This window comes from Gillisia limnaea DSM 15749, from assembly GCF_000243235.1.
Taxonomy (GTDB): Bacteria; Bacteroidota; Bacteroidia; order Flavobacteriales; family Flavobacteriaceae; genus Gillisia; species Gillisia limnaea.
In genome coordinates, this window is sequence record NZ_JH594606.1 from 70689 (window position 1) to 88347 (window position 17659).

Genomic DNA, 17659 nt, shown 5'->3' on the forward strand with positions numbered 1-17659 from the left:
AGGATGTGCTGCCTCAGGACTTCTTTCAATGTATTACGAAAATCTATTTTTCTTCGAGATCTTCCAACTTTTTAATTTGTTCTACAGTAGTGCTAATCTCACTCAGCTGTCTTTTTAAAGTTTCAGAAATAGAAGGTGGAAATTTATATTTTTTTAACTTCTCTTCGTATTCTTTTTTACTGGCCTTCTCACCACGGATACATTCTTCCAAAAGTGCCTCATTTTTATTTGCGCTAAGCATAGTTTTTATGTTCATCCAGGTTCTATGTAAATCCCCTGTTGCGCTACCTTTTTCCTTTGGATGTTCATTCAAGGAACGGATGATCTTATCAAGTTCTGTAGCAAAATGATTTCTTTGAACGGCCTGTTTTTTCAAAAACCTTCTTAAATTCTCATCTTTGGTGTCTTCCAGGGCTTTTTTATATCCTTTCTCAGCATCATAATTTTTTTCAAGCAATTCCTGTAAGTTATTTACAAGTTGATTGTGACTTTCTTGTTTGGCAGATTCTCTTGTGGTTTCCATAATAATACGATTTAGTTGCAATTAAGGCTAAATATAGAATATAAAATATTTTTAAAAACTGATTTAAGTCAACTTTATCAATGGTTTAACAAAAAAAACGAGGAATTCGAAGCATCCCTATAACTCTCGAAACGGAGGACCTGCCCTACGGACAGACGGGTTAAAACCTCAACGAGGGATTAAATTAAAATCAGATCCTAATTATGTAAAAAAATATCCAGACCCTTAAGGATTGGCATTGGGGAATTAAAACCTTTCAGTTAAATTTCCACGCAATTATTCTGCTTTTTTTATTGCCCTGAGTCATTTCAATGCTTTTATGAGGAGCCTTTAATTTGATTAGCTGTTTATAGATCTTAGGAAGGTTTTCTTTTTTTGACACAAGGCAGGTAAACCAGCCAACCTGTGTTTTAAATGCAAGGCTTTCCCTAATCATTCTTTTTATAAATAGTGTTTCTCCGCCATTGCACCACAATTCATTAGCTTGCCCTCCAAAATTAAGTGTTGTCCCGGATATTCCAAGATTTTTTAATTTCTTGAGACTCGTTTTTTTTGCTTCTTCTGCGGAAGCGTGAAAAGGAGGATTACACATACTGAAATCAAAATATGTTCCCGGAGCAATAATTCCTGTAAAAATATGTGCAGGATCCTGCTGATGTTTAATTTCAATGAAGTCCTTCAGCCCGGAATTAGCGTTTACATTTGCTTTGGCGGCATTTACAGAAGTTAAACTAATATCGCACCCGGTCATTTTCCAGTTATAAATCCTGGCCCCTAAAATAGGATAAATACAATTCGCTCCAACCCCAATATCAAGTTCTTTAATGCTTTTGGGATCGATTCCTTCTTCCGCAAGGAAATCGGCCAGGTAGTGAATATAATCAGCTCTTCCGGGAATTGGAGCGCACAAATAATCCTCTGGAATATTCCAGCTGGCAATCTCATAATGATGTTTCAGGAGCGCTTTGTTTAAGTGTAAGATCGCTTTAGGATTTGAAAAATCTATGGTGGTTTTCCCGAAATCATTCTGAAAAATATACCTGGACAATTCCGGATAAGAGCCGGTTAAGGCCTCCATATCATATTCCTGATTGTGTACGTTTTTAGGATGCAACCTATATTGTTTTAAGTGAATTTCTGTTTTGTAAAGATACCATGTATTTAAAAACAGAAAAAATCAAATCAGGAATCAGCTGGTTCATCAGATTTTTTTTTCAAAAAGTAACTCCGGTTCATTCAGGTCAAAAAATTGGATTTTAAACTTATATTTGCCGACTGAAATTAAGTGATATGAATTCCGGAAATGAAGATGTAGCCAAAGCACTAAGCGAGGCAGAAATCCATAAATGTATTTCTGTCTTGGAGCAGTTGGTGGGAGATACCAATCAATTGTTTGATTTACCCGAGGAGCAACGCATTGCTCTTATGGCTGCTGCAGGATTACTCACCAGGCCTAATAAAGATGAATTTGCCCGCCGCAGAAAAGATGCCAAAAAAGCGGCAAAGCGAAAGATGATCGAGCGGGATAAACACGCACGTAAGGAAACAGGAATCAGGAGTGCCCGGGAAGCCGCTGTATTTTCGGCTCCTAAACTTATAGCGCCAGGCAGTAATCCGGAACGCGATCTGGAATTAAAATCGCCCAGAAACTGCTACGTATGTAAGAAAGTGTACACTAAATTGCACCATTTTTATGATACCATGTGTACAGAATGTGGAGATTTCAATTACGCAAAACGGTTTCAAACTACCAATCTCAGCAAGCAGGTCGCTGTAGTTACCGGTTCAAGATTGAAAATAGGATATCATATAACCCTGATGTTGCTTAGATCTGGTGCAACAGTAATTGCCACTACACGATTCCCGGCAGATTCTGCCCTTAGGTTTTCTAAAGAAGATGATTTTCAGGAATGGGGACATCGGTTAAAAATTCACGGACTGGATTTGAGACACATTCCCAGCGTGGAAATTTTCTGTAATTATATAGAACAAAAATATGAGCGGCTTGATATTTTGATCAATAATGCCGCGCAAACCGTAAGGCGTCCTGCCGGATTTTATCAGCATCTTATGGAAAAGGAATCTATGCCTGTAACTGCGCTTCCTCTTCAGGCTCAGGACTTGCTTGAGAATCATATTTCCTGTATTCAGGAATTGAAAAACCTTGCTGAAGGCACAGGAAACAATCAAAATTTACCGGTAACCTGGCACGGACCAGAACCTGGAATAGGATTACGTGCTTCTGCAGAGCTTTCACAAATCCCCTATAGTTTTGATAATTCGTTGTCTGTAAAAGAGGTTTTTCCAGAAGGTAAACTCGATGCCGATCTTCAGCAGGTAGATCTTAGAAAAACAAATAGCTGGAGATTGAAATTAGGGGAGATAGAAACCACTGAAATGGTGGAGGTACAACTGGTAAATGCAGTGGCACCGTTTGTATTGTGTAACCGACTTTCAGCATTGATGAAAAAGGAGAATACAGGTAAAAAGCATATCATCAATGTATCGGCCATGGAAGGGAAATTCCAGCGGTTCAAGAAAGAAGACAGGCATCCCCATACCAATATGGCCAAGGCTGCTCTTAATATGATGACCCATACATCTTCATCTGGTCTGGCCAAAGAAGGAATCTTTATGAATGCCGTAGATACCGGATGGGTAACTGACGAAGATCCAGCAGAATTATCCAGGAAAAAGGTGGAAGTTCACGATTTTCAGCCACCGCTCGATATTGTAGATGGCGCAGCCAGAGTAATGGATCCTTTAATAGATGGTATCAATACCGGAAAACATTGGAGCGGAAAATTTTTGAAGGATTATATGCCTATTGATTGGTAAGTATTTAAAAAAGGCTACAAATTTAATTTTTTCTTTACTTTTATAAAATGTCCAAAAATACTGAAAATAAAGATTCCGAAAAGCAACCTAACAATCCGTTGCATGGGTTGAAACTTGCCGCTATTCTTGAATCGCTGTTAGAAAAATATAGCTGGGAAGAACTTGGCGAACAAATTAATATTCGCTGTTTCACCCACAATCCATCGGTAAATTCTAGTTTAAAATTTCTAAGAAAAACTCCCTGGGCCAGGGAGAAAGTAGAGCAACTTTACCTTCAAAATTTGTAAAACTATGGGCTTTTTTATACATTAAGGAGGGTATACCTAGAATCATCTAAAGATAATTCAGGATATCATGCGCTGGAGTCCTGTAGTTATAGATCCTATTTTTTATTTTATTTTCTGAAAAATTTTCTTCAATTCCATAATTATCAAATTATATTACTACATTTGTAGTAAAGAAACTATAATTGTGGATATAAAACAGCTAAATAAATCGGAACTACAGGTAATGAAGTATTTGTGGAAGATCAAGACAGGTTTTCTTAAAGATATTGTAGAACAATTCCCGGAGCCTGCACCTGCTTACACCACAATATCTACATTGGTGGGAAGGATGGTTGATAAAAATTACATAGGCTTTAAAAAATTAGGCAGGGATAAACAGTATTATCCTATTTTACAGAAGAACGAATACTTTAGTGGACAGGTAAAGGATATGGTCTCCAACTTCTTTAACAATTCCGCTTCGCAATTTGCTTCTTTCTTTACTAAAAATGCCGACCTGAGTATGGAGGAAATGGAAGAACTACAAAAACTTCTTCAGGAGAAGATTCAAGAAAAGAAAAAATAGCGATGGCAGATTATCTATTCTATTCCGTTATAGGGCTTGGTATTTCTATAATATTATACAGAAGTTTCCTTAAAAAAGAGAAGCTATTTGTATTTAATAGATTTTTTCTCCTCAGCTCTCTTTGCCTTTGTCTACTTGCTCCGGTACTTCAAATTGATTATGGTTTTAATTTCGAGCCGGTAAAAAAGATAAAGGTGGGTGAAATAATTTCTTCAGAAGAAATTGTTGCAGAGGATCCTGAGAAAAGTAGTGTGGAAACAATTTCTGCTCCTATGGTCAACTACAGGAACTTTATCAACTATATTTATTGGATAGTAACTGCTGTCTTTCTGGTCCGTTTTGCAAAAAATATTTTGTTACTCCTGTTCCTTATTAAAAGGGAAAGATCCGGGAGGATTGGTAAGCTTACGACCGTTTTGCTTAAGGAGCGAGGTAACCCTTATAGTTTTTTTAATTACCTGTTCATTCACCCGCAAGATCTTAAGGAGGATAAATACCTGGACCTGGTGCTGATACATGAAAAGGCTCACAGCCGGCAATTACACTCGGCCGATATTCTTTTCCTGGAATTTCTCGGATGTTTTTTCTGGTACAATCCCTTCCTGTGGTTATATAAAAAAGAGATCCTGGAGAACCATGAGTACCTGGCAGATGAGGCTGTAATAAAAGCAGGAGGTAACAGGGAAGTATATGCTTCTCAATTAGTAAAGTCTGGCGGAAAAGTTTTGCAGCCTTTATTAAGCGGCTTTAGTTTCATTCAAACCAAAAACAGATTAAATATGCTACACATTAAAAGATCATCCCGAAGCCGTATTGCTTTAAAAGCCGGCATCACATTATTTCTTTTTGCTGCCGTTTTTGCAGTAAGTTCATTTAATACAATAGGTAATCCTGCTCCTTTTGTAGTCGTTGTAGATGCAGGACATGGAGGAAAAGATTCCGGAAACAATGAAGTTGAATCCCTCGAAAAAGAAATAAACCTGGCAGTTGCAATTAAGCTACTGGCGCTTGGCAATGAAAAAGAAGTTAGAGTAATCCTTTTAAGGGAAAGGGATGAATTCCTAAGCCTTGAAGAACGGGTAAATTTTGTAAATGCCCAAGGTGCAGACATGTTTCTGAGTCTCCACTGTAATGCCTCGGGCGACAATCAAAAAAGCGGGGCAGAGGTAATCTTTAGTCCTCAAAGTAATAGTGCATCCCAGTCTGCAAAATACAGCAGGCTACTGGCGAATCACCTGCTACAAACTGTTGAGACGGCAGAAATTAAGAAATCAAATTTCTTTGTTTTAAAGAATAGTGATATTCCGGCCGTGATGATCGAGATGGGATTTATGACCAACACGCGGGATTTTGCCTTACTCCGTGACAATCGCTATCATCAGGAGCTGGCAGAAGGAATTTACAACGGTCTCCTCTCCATAAAAAATGAAATTAACGAATAATTAGTTATCAATATTTTGATGGTCAAAAATACGTGATTCGACCTATAGTAAAAGAAATATGAATTCTCCATTTTTATAGTCTATAAATTCTAAATCTTGAAGATATGAAAGCAGGATATGAAGTAGTGAGGATTGAAATTATTTTTATATTCTTACTTTTTATGGCAGCGCCGGGATTACCTGCCCAGGATAAGGCATTGGTAAAAGTTCATAATGATCCCAGCCTTGAATGGGGTGGATGTCCCGATTTTATGCCGCAAGGCTGTGAAATTGCGGTATTGCATGGAGATCCGGCAGAAAAAAATGTAGACATTTTCTTTAAAGTTCCTGCAAATTCAAAGATTCCAAAGCATTATCACACCTCTGTAGAAAGAATGGTTCTTGTAGCAGGAGAACTTGAAGTTACCTACGAAGGAGAAGAGCCTCAAACATTAAAAGTTGGCTCCTATGCGTTTGGACCAGCCGGAAAACCACATTCCGCAAAGTGTGGTAATAGTCCTTGCGTATTATTTATAGCCTTTGAAGAACCTTTGGATGCTATCCCGGTTGCAATAAAAAATTGAATCAGTAGTTTTCTACTCCTTCAAAATTTACAAAATACACACATTATAATCAGGGGATTCTATACTTTTACAGCTTAACCAGGCCTACCGCTTGATCCCTTTTTTAGTCCTATGCAATCTGCTATCTTAAATCATATTTCAAAAGATATTCATCTTACCAAAGAAGAACAGGAGGAATTTCTTAGTATACTTTCAGAAAAAAAACTCGGAAAAAAGGAACTTTTAATAAAACCGGGAGATAGTGTGACTTCTGAATATTACGTGGTAAGTGGTTGTTTAAAGGCTTATTATCTGGATGAAAACGGACACAAACATATTATTCAATTTGCGGTTGAAGATTGGTGGATCTCTGACTTTGAGGCATTTTTCAATAATGCTCCTGCACAATTATACCTTGAAACCATCGAAGAATCTGTTCTTCTTGAAATTCAAAAAGATGCCCTGGAAGTACTATATCAAAGAATTCCCAAATTTGAACGTTTCTTCCGATTAAAAATCACCGGTGCTTTCGTATCTCTTCGCAGCCGTATCTTATCTTCGTTGCAAATGAACAGCAAACAGCGCTATTTGGAATTTTGTAATTCCTACCCCAATATAGAAAAGCGTGTTCCTAATTACCATATAGCGAATTACCTCGGGATACAACCGGAAAGCCTTAGCCGGATTAGAAAAGAGTTGTGATAGCTTAACAATTTTTAACAGCCTTCCCTAACATACATCAAGCAGAATAAGGCCTTTCTCCTTTAGCTTTGCTGTACTTAGAAGTTAAAATTATAAAGTCATGAAAAAGTTAGGATTATTAGCCACCCTGAAGGCAAAAAGCGGGAAAGAAAACGAGGTTGCAACATTTCTTAAAGCTGCTGTAGAATTAGCGAAAACAGAAGAAAAAACACTTACCTGGTATAGTTTTCAAATTGACAAAAACACCTTCGGTATCATGGATACTTTTGAAACGGAAGATGGAAGGAATGCACATCTTAATGGCGAAATTGCCAAAAATCTAATGGCAAATGCCAGTACGCTACTATCTGAAGAACCAATAATTCAGAAAATAGACATTCTATCTTCGAAATTGTAGAAGACCTTTTAATTTATAAATCAAAACGTAAAAAAATATAGCTATGAAAAAGATATTATTTGTACTTACCAGCAATGATAAAATGGGAGATACCGGACATAAAACCGGATTTTGGATCGAAGAGTTTACAGCTCCTTATTACCATTTAAAGAATCTTGGATTTGATATTACGCTGGCAACTCCAAAGGGCGGGCAACCTCCAATAGATCCTAATAGTGAATCTAAGGATGCCAGCACTGCAACCACCGAACGATTTGATAAGGATAAAGAAACTCAAAAAGTGCTTGCCAATACCCATAAATTAAGTGAAGTAAGCATGGCCGATTATGACGCGGTCTTTTATCCTGGCGGTCACGGATTGCTTTGGGATCTTGTAGAAGATAAAAATTCCATTAAACTCATCGAAGATTTTTATTCCGCAGGAAAACCTGTAGCTTTTGTATGCCATTCTCCCGCAGTATTGAAAAATGTAAAAGGAACAGATGGGACAGCTCTGGTTCATGGAAAAAACGTGACAGGATTTACCAATGGGGAAGAAGCAGCGGTAGAATTATCTAAAGTTGTTCCCTTTTTACTGGAAGATATGCTAAAACAAAACGGTGGAAATTACAGCAAAACCGGCGATTGGAAACCTTATGCTGTAGAAGATGGATTATTGATCACAGGGCAAAATCCAGCTTCATCCGAGAAAGTCGCAGCGAAATTAGCCGAAAAGCTCAATTCTCTAGCAAGCTAACGAGGTATTTAAAAGGAAAAACACCAAGAATTTCGATATAATCACAAAAGAAATAAACCCAAAGTTTGGATTAAAGTAAAAAAATAATTGAATGAGCAAAGATCAGGCATTATTAAAATCATATAATTTAAACGGACTCGAACTTCCCAATCGTGTAGTAATGGCACCCATGACAAGGAGCAGGGCCAATAATTCTGAAAATATTCCAACCGGGGAGCTTCAGGGAACCTATTATGAGCAACGTGCATCTGCAGGATTGATTATATCTGAAGGTTCTCAGGTTTCCAAAAAAGCGGTTGGTTATGTGAATACTCCCGGTATCTATACAAAGGACCAGCTTGAAGCTTGGAAAGTGGTTACCAGGAAAGTTCACGATGCCGGCGGTCGAATTTTTATACAACTTTGGCATGTAGGGAGAATGTCTCATCCCGATTTTCATAACGGGGAATTGCCATTGGCACCTTCGGCCGTTAATCCTGAATCTAAATCCTATACTCCAGAGGGCTTTAAGGATACCGTAACGCCAAAAGCGATGACTATTGAGGAGATTAAGCAAACGGTTCAGGATTTTAAAAACGCTGCAAAGAATGCGATGGATGCTGGATTTGACGGGATAGAAATACATTCCTCCAATGGATATTTGTTTCACCAGTTCTTTAATGCCACTACTAATTTACGTGAAGATGAATACGGCGGAAGTATAGAAAATCGTGCTAAGATCCTTTTTGAAGTGATTGAAGCGATAAAGGAGGTGATGCCTGCCAACAAGATTGGATTGCGATTAAATCCATCTATGGATGGTATCTTCGGAATGAAAATGGACGAGGAAACTATTCCAACGTTTGATTATATCATAGAGAAATTGAACGATTATAATTTGGCCTTTTTGCATTTATCAGAACCCTTTACCGATGTATCCGATATTCCGTATGCCGAAACTGAAATCGCAAAACGCTACAGACCTATTTATAAAGGAACAATTATAATCAATAGCGGATTTGATCAGGAAAAAGGGAACAAAGTATTGGAAGAAGGCTATGCCGACCTGGTTGCTTTTGGAAAGCCCTATGTTTCAAATCCTGATCTCGTGGAGCGATTTGCTCAAAATGTTCCATTAACCGAATGGAATGCAGACACATTTTATACCCCGGGAAAAGAGGGGTACCTTGATTATAAAAAGAAAACCGCATAGAAAGCAGCATGCATACCATTTTATTATATTTTTAAAGAGAGATTTTCAGTTCCTGAAGGTCTCTCTTTTTTTAATCGGTTTTCTCGGGCAAACACACGAGCTATGTGAAAGAAATAAATATCCTGAATTTTGTTGAAATCCCTCCCTTACCGTTCGGGCAGGCCCGCCCGTGACGTTCGGGCAGGCCCTCCAGAACTGGACGGACAGAAATCTTGGAATTAAAACTGCTAGTGTTAATCAAAAACCTCGGGCAAGGCTCAGAAGCTATGAATTGGAAAATCCTTGTAAAAATTCAATGTATCCCGATAGAATATCAGGAAAAGGAACCTGCCCGACGGTTAGGCGGAGTAAACCCTCAATGAGGAATTAACTCAAAAATTCTCTTCGTTAAAGGTCGCTCCGGTAAAATAATTTTAGCATATATTAGTCAGGATTCCTAATTTTATTTTAAACAAAAGTAATATCCATGAAAACAGTTTTAATCATTTTGTTATATACTTTCACTGGAAACCTATGTGCCCAGGAATGGATCCCGCTGTTCAACGGAGAAAATATGGAAGGATGGGAGCAGGTGGGTAATGGTAATTTTATTCTGGAAAACGGAATGCTTAAATCCAGCGGCGGCATGGGATTGCTTTGGTTTACAGAAAAAAAGTTTGAAAATGCAAGGATTAAGGTGGTTTACAAAGGAGCTGATGAAAATAATGCAGGCGTTTTTATACGGATTCCGGAAAAACCTACAGAAGCATGGATGCCCGTAAATAAAGGATTTGAAGTCCAAATAGATGATCGAGGAGACGAGTATCATAAAACAGGGGTTTTATATTCCTTTACCAAAGCAAAGGCAAACCCGGAAATTCCGGGAGAATGGAATACTATGGAAATCACACTGGATGAAAACCGAACCCTGGTCCATATAAATGGAATTTTGGTTACCGATTTTACCGAAGGTGATCCAGTTCCTGAAAAAGTAAAATCCTATGAGCCAGCAAGAGGGCCTCGACCGGAGTCTGGGTACATAGGATTGCAAAATCATGGTGGTGATGATGTGGTTTATTTTAAGGAAATAAGTTACCAGGAACTCGATTAAAATTTTAAATCCCAACGCTGAACCAAAAAAAAGAAAAAAATGAAATATGATGTAGCCGTAGTGGCCGATCTTTGTTTGGATATTTTGCTCTCCGGAAAAGTAAAACCTATTTATGGTCAGGTGGAACAATATATAGACGATTATGCTATTGAATTAGGAGGCTCGTCAGCAATTTTTGCTTCTCAGTTTACTAAGCTAGGAGGAAAAGTTGGGTTAATTGGTTCGGTTGGGGAAGATGCTTTTGGAGATATTCTGCTTCAGAAATTAAAACACCTCGATATTTCTACAGAACATATTATTACCAAACCTGAAATAAAAACTTCTGTTGGGGTTGGACTTTCTTATTTTGACGATAGAGCAATGCTCACCTTTCAAGGTTCTATGGCTACACTTTCTGCTGAAGATATATTGAATTCAAAAGTATTGGATCAAACCTGCCATTTACATATTGCAGGATACTTTCTACTGGATCAATTGTTCGATTTTTGGCCAGATGTGGTCATAAAGCTTCAAAGCAAGGGAATTACGACCTCACTGGATACGAACTGGGCGCCAAAAAATGACTGGAATAAGGTTATGGAGCTTTTACCTTATATCAACGTCTTTCTACCCAATGAAGAAGAAGCTAAAAAAATTTCAAACAAAACGGATGTCATAGAGGCGGGAGAATGGCTGGCAAAGTTATGCCAAATAGTAGTGATTAAAAGAGGAAAGGACGGTGCTACCATATTTAAAGATAAATTTCATTTTCATACAGATGTTCCCCTGGAAATCAGTAAAAATTTAAATATAGCCGATACCACCGGTGCAGGGGATAATTTTAATGCAGGTTTTTTACGGGAATGGCTTCAGGGGAAACCATTAAAAGTTTGTGGAATGACCGCGGTTAAATGCGGTACGCTTAGCCTTTCCGAAATAGGTGGAATAGGGGGGCAATTACAGGAAAACCTATAATTTTATTATTGGTTTCACTTTTTTACTTCAACAATAACTTCAATCTCAATAGCGATATTAGATGGTAAGGTTGCATGACCTACAGCGGCTCTTGCGTGTTTACCTTTTTCACCAAAAACTTCTACCATAAGGTCGGAAAAACCATTGATTACTGCCGGCTGTTCGTAAAAATTGGGTGTAGAATTAACCATTCCCCGTACTTTTACAAACTGTTTAATATTGTCAAGGGTTCCACAAGCGGCCTTTAAACTTGCCAATATGTCGATGCCGGTTAAACGTGCAGCTTGATAACCTTCTTCCACAGAAAGATCTTTCCCAAGCTTCCCCTTCATTTTTGAGCCTGTTCCTGCCAGAAAAATAAGATTATCAACTCTACGCCATTTCACGAAATTAGCAGAAGGCTGACTCACTTCCGGCAAACTAATTCCAAGTTCCACCAAACGCTCTTCAGGAGTTTGCGCGCTTGCTCCGGCGATAATAAAAAAAGCCGGGAACAATAAGAGTAAAATATTTTTCATGATACGATAGTTTTATTCAGTGTACAAATTAAGAATTTTTCATTTATTTTGAGTAAAGATTAAAATTATGGGATTCATCTAAAAAAATGGTGTTCCCTATCGGTTTTTATAGCTGATAAACAGCAAGCATTAAAATTTATTTAAATCAAATAAAAAGGTGTAAATTCGCCGCTTATTTAAAATAAGCATAGATGAAGCGTGTTAATGAATACAAGAAACTATTTAATGTTGAAAAGGACATTGATCTGAAACAACTTAAAACTTCTTACAGAAATTTGGTGAAAGAATGGCATCCAGATAAATTTCAGGAAACCGATGAAATGCACGCGGAGGCTGAAATTAAAAGCAAGCAAATTATAGATGGCTACCATTTTCTTGTGAGCATTGCTCCGGAAACAAAAGCTGCAAATCTTGAAGAATATATTATCACAACTTCTGAAGCCGGAATTGCAGATTTTCAGCATAAAGGAAATCTTTTGGAGATCTCTTTTACAGATGGCACTACTTACGAATACTTCGGCGTTAATAAACCGCTTTTTCAGAAATTCGTAAATTCCGACAGACAATTTCGTTTTGCTAAAAGGAATATTTTTACCTCATTCCTTTACAGAAAATCAAAGAAAGATCTCGCACTTCAAGAAGCTTAGAAATAAAACTATAGGTTTTTATATACTTCCAAAGGCCTTCGGGCTTTTGGAATTTTTTTGTTCAATTTTTCAGGGATTCTGGAGTGATCTCATTAGCTATGTCAAAGAAGAAAAATTCAGAACTTCGATGAGATCCCGCCCGTTCCGTCCGGGCATCGGGAAATCAAACCCATTGGAGGGCTTAAAGTTGTTAAATAAGTCGTTTCCGGAAGAATCAAATTAACGAATCCACGGATTACAACCGCAAGATTATTCCTATTATTGCAATTTATAAGTAGAAGCATACAATCATTATGAAGGGATCCACAAATACCGCGCTTGTTATTGCTGCGTTTTTTTCAATTTATGTTATCTGGGGCTCGACCTATCTTTTAAACAAAATTGCCGTTTCCGAATTACCTCCTTTTATGTTGGCCTCTATTCGTTTTATTACCGCGGGTATTTTAATATTTATTTTAAGTCTGATGCTGGGAAAAAGTCTGGCGATCTCAAAAAAGCAACTGCTCAATACGGTAATTGCAGGATTTCTGTTCCTCGCATTTGGAAATGGAATAGTGGTATGGGCATTAAAATATGTGGATAGCGGTTTTGCAGCGCTTCAAATTTCTGCCCAACCCCTGGTCGTTCTTTTGTTAATGAGGGTTATTGACAATAAAAAAATTAAAGCAATGTCCATCGTAGGAGTTATCCTGGGTGTTATTGGAATTTACTTACTGGTAAGTCAAAAACAAATAACAGAACAGGAAAATTCTGTTCTGGGAATGGTATTGATTTTTCTGGCACTATTAAGCTGGGCCTCCGGAAGCCTTTTTGTAGGTAGGGCCAATTTGCCTTCTAATTATTTGGTGAATACAGGATATCAAATGTTTACCGGAGGGATCTTACTGCTCATCGCCAGTGTATTATTTGGAGAAAGCTGGTCCTATCCTACATCCTGGAGTTCCCCAACTCAATATTCTATGATTCTTTTGATACTGTTTGGAAGTATTGTAGCTTTTACCTCCTTCAATTATTTATTAAAAACGGTTTCTCCTGAAAAAGTGGCAACTTCAACCTACGTTAACCCTATTATTGCACTTTTGCTGGGCTGGTATTTTTTAAACGAACAAATTACCACTCAATCTATCGTTGCTGCAATTGTGCTTCTTACCGGTGTTTATTTTATAAATACCAGGAAACAATTGGTGATCTTTGCAAGATTTTCAAGCAGAATAGGTAGAAAAGCAAACCAGGGAAATTCCGAAAATCAACCTGATTAGTTCCTGAACATTATTTAATATGAATAATTTCTGCTGAAATATCTACTGTCTAATACTCTTTTTTTCGGGAGAAAATTTTATAAATTCCAAATAACGCTAGTCCGATTAATACCGTGACCAAAACATCTACAAACTCGGTTAAGTCAGAACTCAGCAATAGTCCCACAGAAGCAAGGATCCCTGCTATTGCGAAAAAGTTTCCGAACCGCAGTTTGAAATAATCAGCTTCTTTTTCGGGTTTTTGGCGCAGTTTGATCATAGCGGCACACACCAATAAAAAGATAAATATTTTGCTTATTACGCTTATTGAGACCGCATAAATGAAGGATCCTGTGAGGGATGCCAACAGGGTAACAGCCGTAAATATAAATAAGGAATATACCGGCGTACGGTTTTTTGGATTTAGGACGGAAAATAGTTTGGGAAATTGTTTTTCCTCACTCAGTGCATAAGGAACTCTGGAGCCTATTAACATTACAGCATTTAATGTTCCACCAATGGAAATAACCGCTCCAAGAGTGATCAAGGCTGCTCCGGTTGACCCCATAAACAATTGAGCGGCATCTGTGATGGGTTTGTCTGAGGATATCAAATTTGGAAAAGTTCCAATACTTACAAATTGGATTAGCCCGTAAAAAATTGCAACAAAGGATAGCGAAGTAATTAGGGCAAAGGGAATATTCTTCCTGGGATCCCTGATCTCCCCGGTGTTTACAAGCACCGCTTCAAAACCGGTGAATGCGAAGATAAGGATTAGTACCGAAGATGAGAAATCGGAAAAATCAGGCAGTGCCTGAGTGGTATCTATAAGTTCCGGTTTTATATAAAACAGGCCAATTACCACAAATGCCAGTAACGGTAGTATTTTAGCAATTGCGAGGGTGTTGCTAAGAATAGTTGAGTTGCGAACACCAAGATAATTCACCCAGGTAAACAAAAAGGTAATACCGCTTATGAGGCTTATTTTATAAACCGGTTCAATAAACAGCGGATTAAAATAACTTAAATAAGTTACCATTAAATTGATGAGTGCGGCATAGGTGGATACCCTGGTAATAAGAATAAGCCAGCCAATTATAAAGGCAGGAATCTTTCCGAAAGCAGCCAAAATATAAAGATAGGGGCCACCGGTTTTCTTAAACCTGCTGGCTACTTCTGCAAAAACAAGTACCAGGACAAAAACAATCAGAGCACATAAAAACAGGGCGGGAAGACTATAGATACCGGATAATTTAAATATTTGGGAGGGTAAACCAAATATTCCTGCACCAATGGTACTGTTGATTAATAGTAAAACCAGATCCCATCTGGAAATTTCTCTCTTAAGCTTCAATACTAACTAATTTCAAAAAATTTTGTTTAAAGATAAAATGGGGTCATTTGTTTTTGTGTTTATTTTAATCCCGGATTATACATTTTTTCCAAAGCGTAATACTTTGAAAAAGATGCTTCTATAATTTGGGTTATTTTCTTTCTCTTTCAGCCTTAAATTCGCTTCCTTCATTCCATTTCGGGAAAGAATCCTCATTGGATAATTTCAGTCCAACTTCATAAAAAAGTTGCACATCAAACTGCACCCCGCTTAAATCTGTGGTTTCAGGATCATATTCATCTGAAGGTTGGTGATACTTGTTTTTACTGTATTCCTCATTCAATTTCTTTATAGAATCCACTCCAATCTCAAAACCTTCATAAGACCCTGAAGCATAGAGTGCAGGAATACCTATTTTCGCAAAATTAAAATGATCAGATCTGTAGAAATAACCCTTTTCCGGCACAGGATCTGGAATGACATAACGTCCTTGTTTTTCAGCAATTTCTGTAGCGTATTGATCCATTTCAGAATGGCCAAACCCGGTAATAGTAAGGTCTTTCATTTTCCCCGGACTTTTCAAAGCATCCATATTGATAATAGCTACGGTATTTTCCGGTGGAAAAACGGGGTTTTCCGCATAATAGGCAGAGCCCAATAATCCTTGTTCCTCTGCAGTTACCGCAATAAAAACAATGGATCTTTCCGGTTGCGGTCCTTTCTTAAAAGCTTCAGCAATGGCAAGAAGTGCAGCAGTACCGGAGGCATTATCAACGGCTCCGTTATAAATTGAATCTCCATCTACCGGCCGGCCAATTCCTAAGTGATCCCAATGGGCAGAATAAATAATATACTCATCTTTTCTTGTAGATCCCTCAAAAAGAGCAATCACGTTTTTGGATGTATTCCTTTCAATTTCATTTTTTATACCTACAGAAGCTTTAATACCCATTGGCATTGGTTTAAAATCCTTTTGTAGGGCCAGTTCCTTGTAGTTCTTATTTTCGATTAATGAGGCTTCAAATAATTTCTCTGCAGCGTCCTGTGACACCCAGCCCTGAACATCGGCAACCGGGGCGTCGCTTTCCAGATTCAATTTTGCTCCCGTCCAGCTAGATTGTACCACATTCCAACCGTAGGATGCCGGTTCGGTTTCGTGAATAATAATAACTCCGGCGGCACCCTGGCGACCGGCTTCCTCATATTTATAGGTCCATCGACCGTAATAGGTCATCTCATTTCCTTTAAACAAGGTAGAATCCTTGGTTGCAAATCCGGGATCATTGATTAAAACAACCGCAGTTTTTCCTTCCCAGTCAATCCCTTCATAGTCGTTCCAGCCATATTCCGGCGCAACAATTCCGTAGCCTGCAAATACAAGTTCAGAGTTTTCAAGCGCTACAGAGTCTTCAGGTTTTAAGGTAAGCGCCACGAAATCTTCGAAAAAGCTAAGATCAAAATCTCCCTGAGGGGCAGATATCTTCATCTCTTTTGATACAGTTTCTGTAATTTCTACAAGAGGAACCTTCTGAAAATAACTTTCTCCATTTCCGGGAGAAAGTCCGAGTTTTGAGAACTCTTCCTCTAAATAAAGAACCGTCTTCTCTTCTCCTTCTGAAAAAGGCATTCTGCCCATAAATTCATCCGAAGCTAATTGCTCTATATGTTTAGCCAGGGTTTCCTGACTGACGTCTGCTACCGTATTAGTTTCCTCACCACCGGTTTTACATCCTAAAGATGCTACTAAAAGAAGAACTCCAAAATACTTATTCATACAATTTTATTTATTAACCCTATTAATATTGGTTTAGATAGGTGCCTAAAGTATTGAATATTTGTGAATAAAAGTCTACTTCTAATATTTCCAAAGAGAATGAAATAGGATTATTTTTTTATGGAAGCGAAAAAAGTTTTGGAGAAAAAAGGTTTATTCAATAAAAGTCACGGGGGCAATCCAGAAGATTTGATCTTGATTCGATTATAAAGAACGAAACAGATTTATTGCACTACAGCTATTCTTAAACGTACTTAAACCATTTCAAAAATTACAAGGGCATAAAGGTAAAAGCGCACAAACCGAAGAAGGGCAAACAAAAGGAAACTTGAAAATGGGAAGCGTATAATTCCTGCAGCAATACTGGTCATTGCGAATGGAATAGGGAGTAAGGCACCAACAATAATTAGAAAACCACCCCATTTACGGGTGTTTTTAATATGTTTTGCCAGGTTTGTTTCAATCTGGTTTTTAAATGCAGGTATTTTGGTAATCCCAACACCTATAAAATAAGAAACAATACCACCCAAATAGGATGCTGTAGCCAAAAGTGTAAGAAAAAAAATAGGATATAAAGATTTTCCCGCCCAGGCAATGAATAGCTCCGGAGGCACCAGTCCTAATAAGGATTCTGAAATAAAAAAAACACCAAGAATACCAATCGGAGAAAAGGTTTCAGTAACAGTAACCAATAATTTATTTAAATCAAGAACAAAATAATCTACGGCTAATACTCCGGCAATTACAAGGATTATTGGAATAATTGCTTTTTTTACACTTTTCCCTACAAATTTGTAGAACCCCGTATAACTGTAATACTGGTGCAGCAATTTTATGCGCGACTTCTTTTTAGATTTCGCATCCTTCTTCATTAAGTTCTT

The 17659-nt window shown here is 37.8% G+C and carries 19 protein-coding genes; 13 read left to right on the plus strand and 6 right to left on the minus strand.

The features are described 5' to 3' along the window. Positions 1-43: 43 nt before the first annotated feature. Together GILLI_RS02125 and rlmF are read right to left on the minus strand one after the other, a co-directional pair. Entirely contained in the window at positions 44-523 is a 480-nt protein-coding gene (locus tag GILLI_RS02125) for a ferritin-like domain-containing protein (protein ID WP_006987475.1), read from the minus strand. A gap of 256 nt (positions 524-779) precedes the next feature. After that, positions 780-1637, minus strand: a complete 858-nt coding sequence (rlmF, locus tag GILLI_RS02130) for a 23S rRNA (adenine(1618)-N(6))-methyltransferase RlmF (RefSeq protein WP_006987476.1) — start codon at positions 1635-1637, stop codon at positions 780-782. 176 nt (positions 1638-1813) lie between these two features. Here rlmF and GILLI_RS02135 point away from each other — a divergent pair, with 176 nt between their 5' ends. From GILLI_RS02135 to GILLI_RS02185, 11 genes are all read left to right on the plus strand, one after another. After that, positions 1814-3361 carry an SDR family NAD(P)-dependent oxidoreductase gene (locus tag GILLI_RS02135; RefSeq protein WP_006987477.1) on the plus strand — a complete coding sequence of 516 codons (1548 nt, stop codon included), beginning with the start codon at positions 1814-1816 and terminating at the stop codon, positions 3359-3361. A 47-nt stretch (positions 3362-3408) separates the two neighbouring features. After that, positions 3409-3648, plus strand: coding sequence for a VF530 family protein (locus GILLI_RS02140; protein ID WP_006987478.1), 240 nt, complete (start codon positions 3409-3411; stop codon positions 3646-3648). Between the two features lie 184 nt (positions 3649-3832). Next, positions 3833-4213, plus strand: a complete 381-nt coding sequence (locus GILLI_RS02145; RefSeq protein WP_006987479.1) for a BlaI/MecI/CopY family transcriptional regulator — start codon at positions 3833-3835, stop codon at positions 4211-4213. Between the two features lie 194 nt (positions 4214-4407). Then, the gene (locus tag GILLI_RS02150) at positions 4408-5655 is read left to right on the plus strand and encodes an N-acetylmuramoyl-L-alanine amidase (protein ID WP_169312717.1); all 1248 of its coding nucleotides are present in this window, start codon (positions 4408-4410) and stop codon (positions 5653-5655) included. Positions 5656-5759: 104 nt separating this feature from the next. Further along, positions 5760-6218: a DUF4437 domain-containing protein gene (locus GILLI_RS02155; protein ID WP_006987481.1), complete on the plus strand. Its 459-nt coding sequence runs from the start codon at positions 5760-5762 to the stop codon at positions 6216-6218. A 111-nt stretch (positions 6219-6329) separates the two neighbouring features. Beyond that, positions 6330-6899: a Crp/Fnr family transcriptional regulator gene (locus GILLI_RS02160; protein ID WP_006987482.1), complete on the plus strand. Its 570-nt coding sequence runs from the start codon at positions 6330-6332 to the stop codon at positions 6897-6899. 100 nt (positions 6900-6999) lie between these two features. Continuing rightward, positions 7000-7296: a putative quinol monooxygenase gene (locus GILLI_RS02165; protein ID WP_006987483.1), complete on the plus strand. Its 297-nt coding sequence runs from the start codon at positions 7000-7002 to the stop codon at positions 7294-7296. Between the two features lie 43 nt (positions 7297-7339). After that, entirely contained in the window at positions 7340-8032 is a 693-nt protein-coding gene (locus GILLI_RS02170; protein WP_006987484.1) for a type 1 glutamine amidotransferase domain-containing protein, read from the plus strand. 91 nt (positions 8033-8123) lie between these two features. Continuing rightward, positions 8124-9224: an alkene reductase gene (locus GILLI_RS02175; RefSeq protein ID WP_006987485.1), complete on the plus strand. Its 1101-nt coding sequence runs from the start codon at positions 8124-8126 to the stop codon at positions 9222-9224. A 466-nt stretch (positions 9225-9690) separates the two neighbouring features. Beyond that, positions 9691-10314 (plus strand): 3-keto-disaccharide hydrolase, encoded by a 624-nt coding sequence (locus GILLI_RS02180; RefSeq protein ID WP_006987486.1) that lies wholly within the window; start codon positions 9691-9693, stop codon positions 10312-10314. 39 nt (positions 10315-10353) lie between these two features. Beyond that, the gene (locus GILLI_RS02185) at positions 10354-11268 is read left to right on the plus strand and encodes a carbohydrate kinase family protein (protein ID WP_006987487.1); all 915 of its coding nucleotides are present in this window, start codon (positions 10354-10356) and stop codon (positions 11266-11268) included. A 14-nt stretch (positions 11269-11282) separates the two neighbouring features. On the opposite strand, the gene GILLI_RS02190 is transcribed toward GILLI_RS02185, so the two are convergent. Next, positions 11283-11786, minus strand: coding sequence for a RidA family protein (locus tag GILLI_RS02190; protein WP_006987488.1), 504 nt, complete (start codon positions 11784-11786; stop codon positions 11283-11285). Between the two features lie 191 nt (positions 11787-11977). On the opposite strand from GILLI_RS02190, the gene GILLI_RS02195 reads away from it, so the two are divergent. Further along, positions 11978-12433: a KTSC domain-containing protein gene (locus GILLI_RS02195; protein WP_006987489.1), complete on the plus strand. Its 456-nt coding sequence runs from the start codon at positions 11978-11980 to the stop codon at positions 12431-12433. A gap of 293 nt (positions 12434-12726) precedes the next feature. Continuing rightward, positions 12727-13692 carry an EamA family transporter gene (locus GILLI_RS02200; RefSeq protein ID WP_006987490.1) on the plus strand — a complete coding sequence of 322 codons (966 nt, stop codon included), beginning with the start codon at positions 12727-12729 and terminating at the stop codon, positions 13690-13692. A gap of 49 nt (positions 13693-13741) precedes the next feature. Here the strand turns inward: GILLI_RS02200 and GILLI_RS02205 are convergent, their stop codons facing one another. From GILLI_RS02205 to GILLI_RS02215, 3 genes are all read right to left on the minus strand, one after another. Continuing rightward, positions 13742-15025 (minus strand): APC family permease, encoded by a 1284-nt coding sequence (locus GILLI_RS02205; protein WP_006987491.1) that lies wholly within the window; start codon positions 15023-15025, stop codon positions 13742-13744. 130 nt (positions 15026-15155) lie between these two features. Beyond that, positions 15156-16778, minus strand: a complete 1623-nt coding sequence (locus GILLI_RS02210; RefSeq protein WP_006987492.1) for a M28 family metallopeptidase — start codon at positions 16776-16778, stop codon at positions 15156-15158. Positions 16779-17032: 254 nt separating this feature from the next. Next, the gene (locus GILLI_RS02215) at positions 17033-17650 is read right to left on the minus strand and encodes a YqaA family protein (RefSeq protein WP_006987493.1); all 618 of its coding nucleotides are present in this window, start codon (positions 17648-17650) and stop codon (positions 17033-17035) included. Between the last annotated feature and the right edge of the window lie 9 nt (positions 17651-17659).

Bases quoted from the DNA above. Each gene is read 5' to 3' on its own strand.
- GILLI_RS02125 (WP_006987475.1), bottom strand. From the start codon at position 523: ATGGAAACCACAAGAGAATCTGCCAAACAAGAAAGTCACAATCAACTT.
- GILLI_RS02135 (WP_006987477.1), top strand. From the start codon at position 1,814: ATGAATTCCGGAAATGAAGATGTAGCCAAAGCACTAAGCGAGGCAGAA.
- GILLI_RS02140 (WP_006987478.1), top strand. From the start codon at position 3,409: ATGTCCAAAAATACTGAAAATAAAGATTCCGAAAAGCAACCTAACAAT.
- GILLI_RS02155 (WP_006987481.1), top strand. From the start codon at position 5,760: ATGAAAGCAGGATATGAAGTAGTGAGGATTGAAATTATTTTTATATTC.
- GILLI_RS02160 (WP_006987482.1), top strand. From the start codon at position 6,330: ATGCAATCTGCTATCTTAAATCATATTTCAAAAGATATTCATCTTACC.
- GILLI_RS02165 (WP_006987483.1), top strand. From the start codon at position 7,000: ATGAAAAAGTTAGGATTATTAGCCACCCTGAAGGCAAAAAGCGGGAAA.
- GILLI_RS02170 (WP_006987484.1), top strand. From the start codon at position 7,340: ATGAAAAAGATATTATTTGTACTTACCAGCAATGATAAAATGGGAGAT.
- GILLI_RS02175 (WP_006987485.1), top strand. From the start codon at position 8,124: ATGAGCAAAGATCAGGCATTATTAAAATCATATAATTTAAACGGACTC.
- GILLI_RS02180 (WP_006987486.1), top strand. From the start codon at position 9,691: ATGAAAACAGTTTTAATCATTTTGTTATATACTTTCACTGGAAACCTA.
- GILLI_RS02185 (WP_006987487.1), top strand. From the start codon at position 10,354: ATGAAATATGATGTAGCCGTAGTGGCCGATCTTTGTTTGGATATTTTG.
- GILLI_RS02190 (WP_006987488.1), bottom strand. From the start codon at position 11,786: ATGAAAAATATTTTACTCTTATTGTTCCCGGCTTTTTTTATTATCGCC.
- GILLI_RS02195 (WP_006987489.1), top strand. From the start codon at position 11,978: ATGAAGCGTGTTAATGAATACAAGAAACTATTTAATGTTGAAAAGGAC.
- GILLI_RS02200 (WP_006987490.1), top strand. From the start codon at position 12,727: ATGAAGGGATCCACAAATACCGCGCTTGTTATTGCTGCGTTTTTTTCA.
- GILLI_RS02210 (WP_006987492.1), bottom strand. From the start codon at position 16,778: ATGAATAAGTATTTTGGAGTTCTTCTTTTAGTAGCATCTTTAGGATGT.
- GILLI_RS02215 (WP_006987493.1), bottom strand. From the start codon at position 17,650: ATGAAGAAGGATGCGAAATCTAAAAAGAAGTCGCGCATAAAATTGCTG.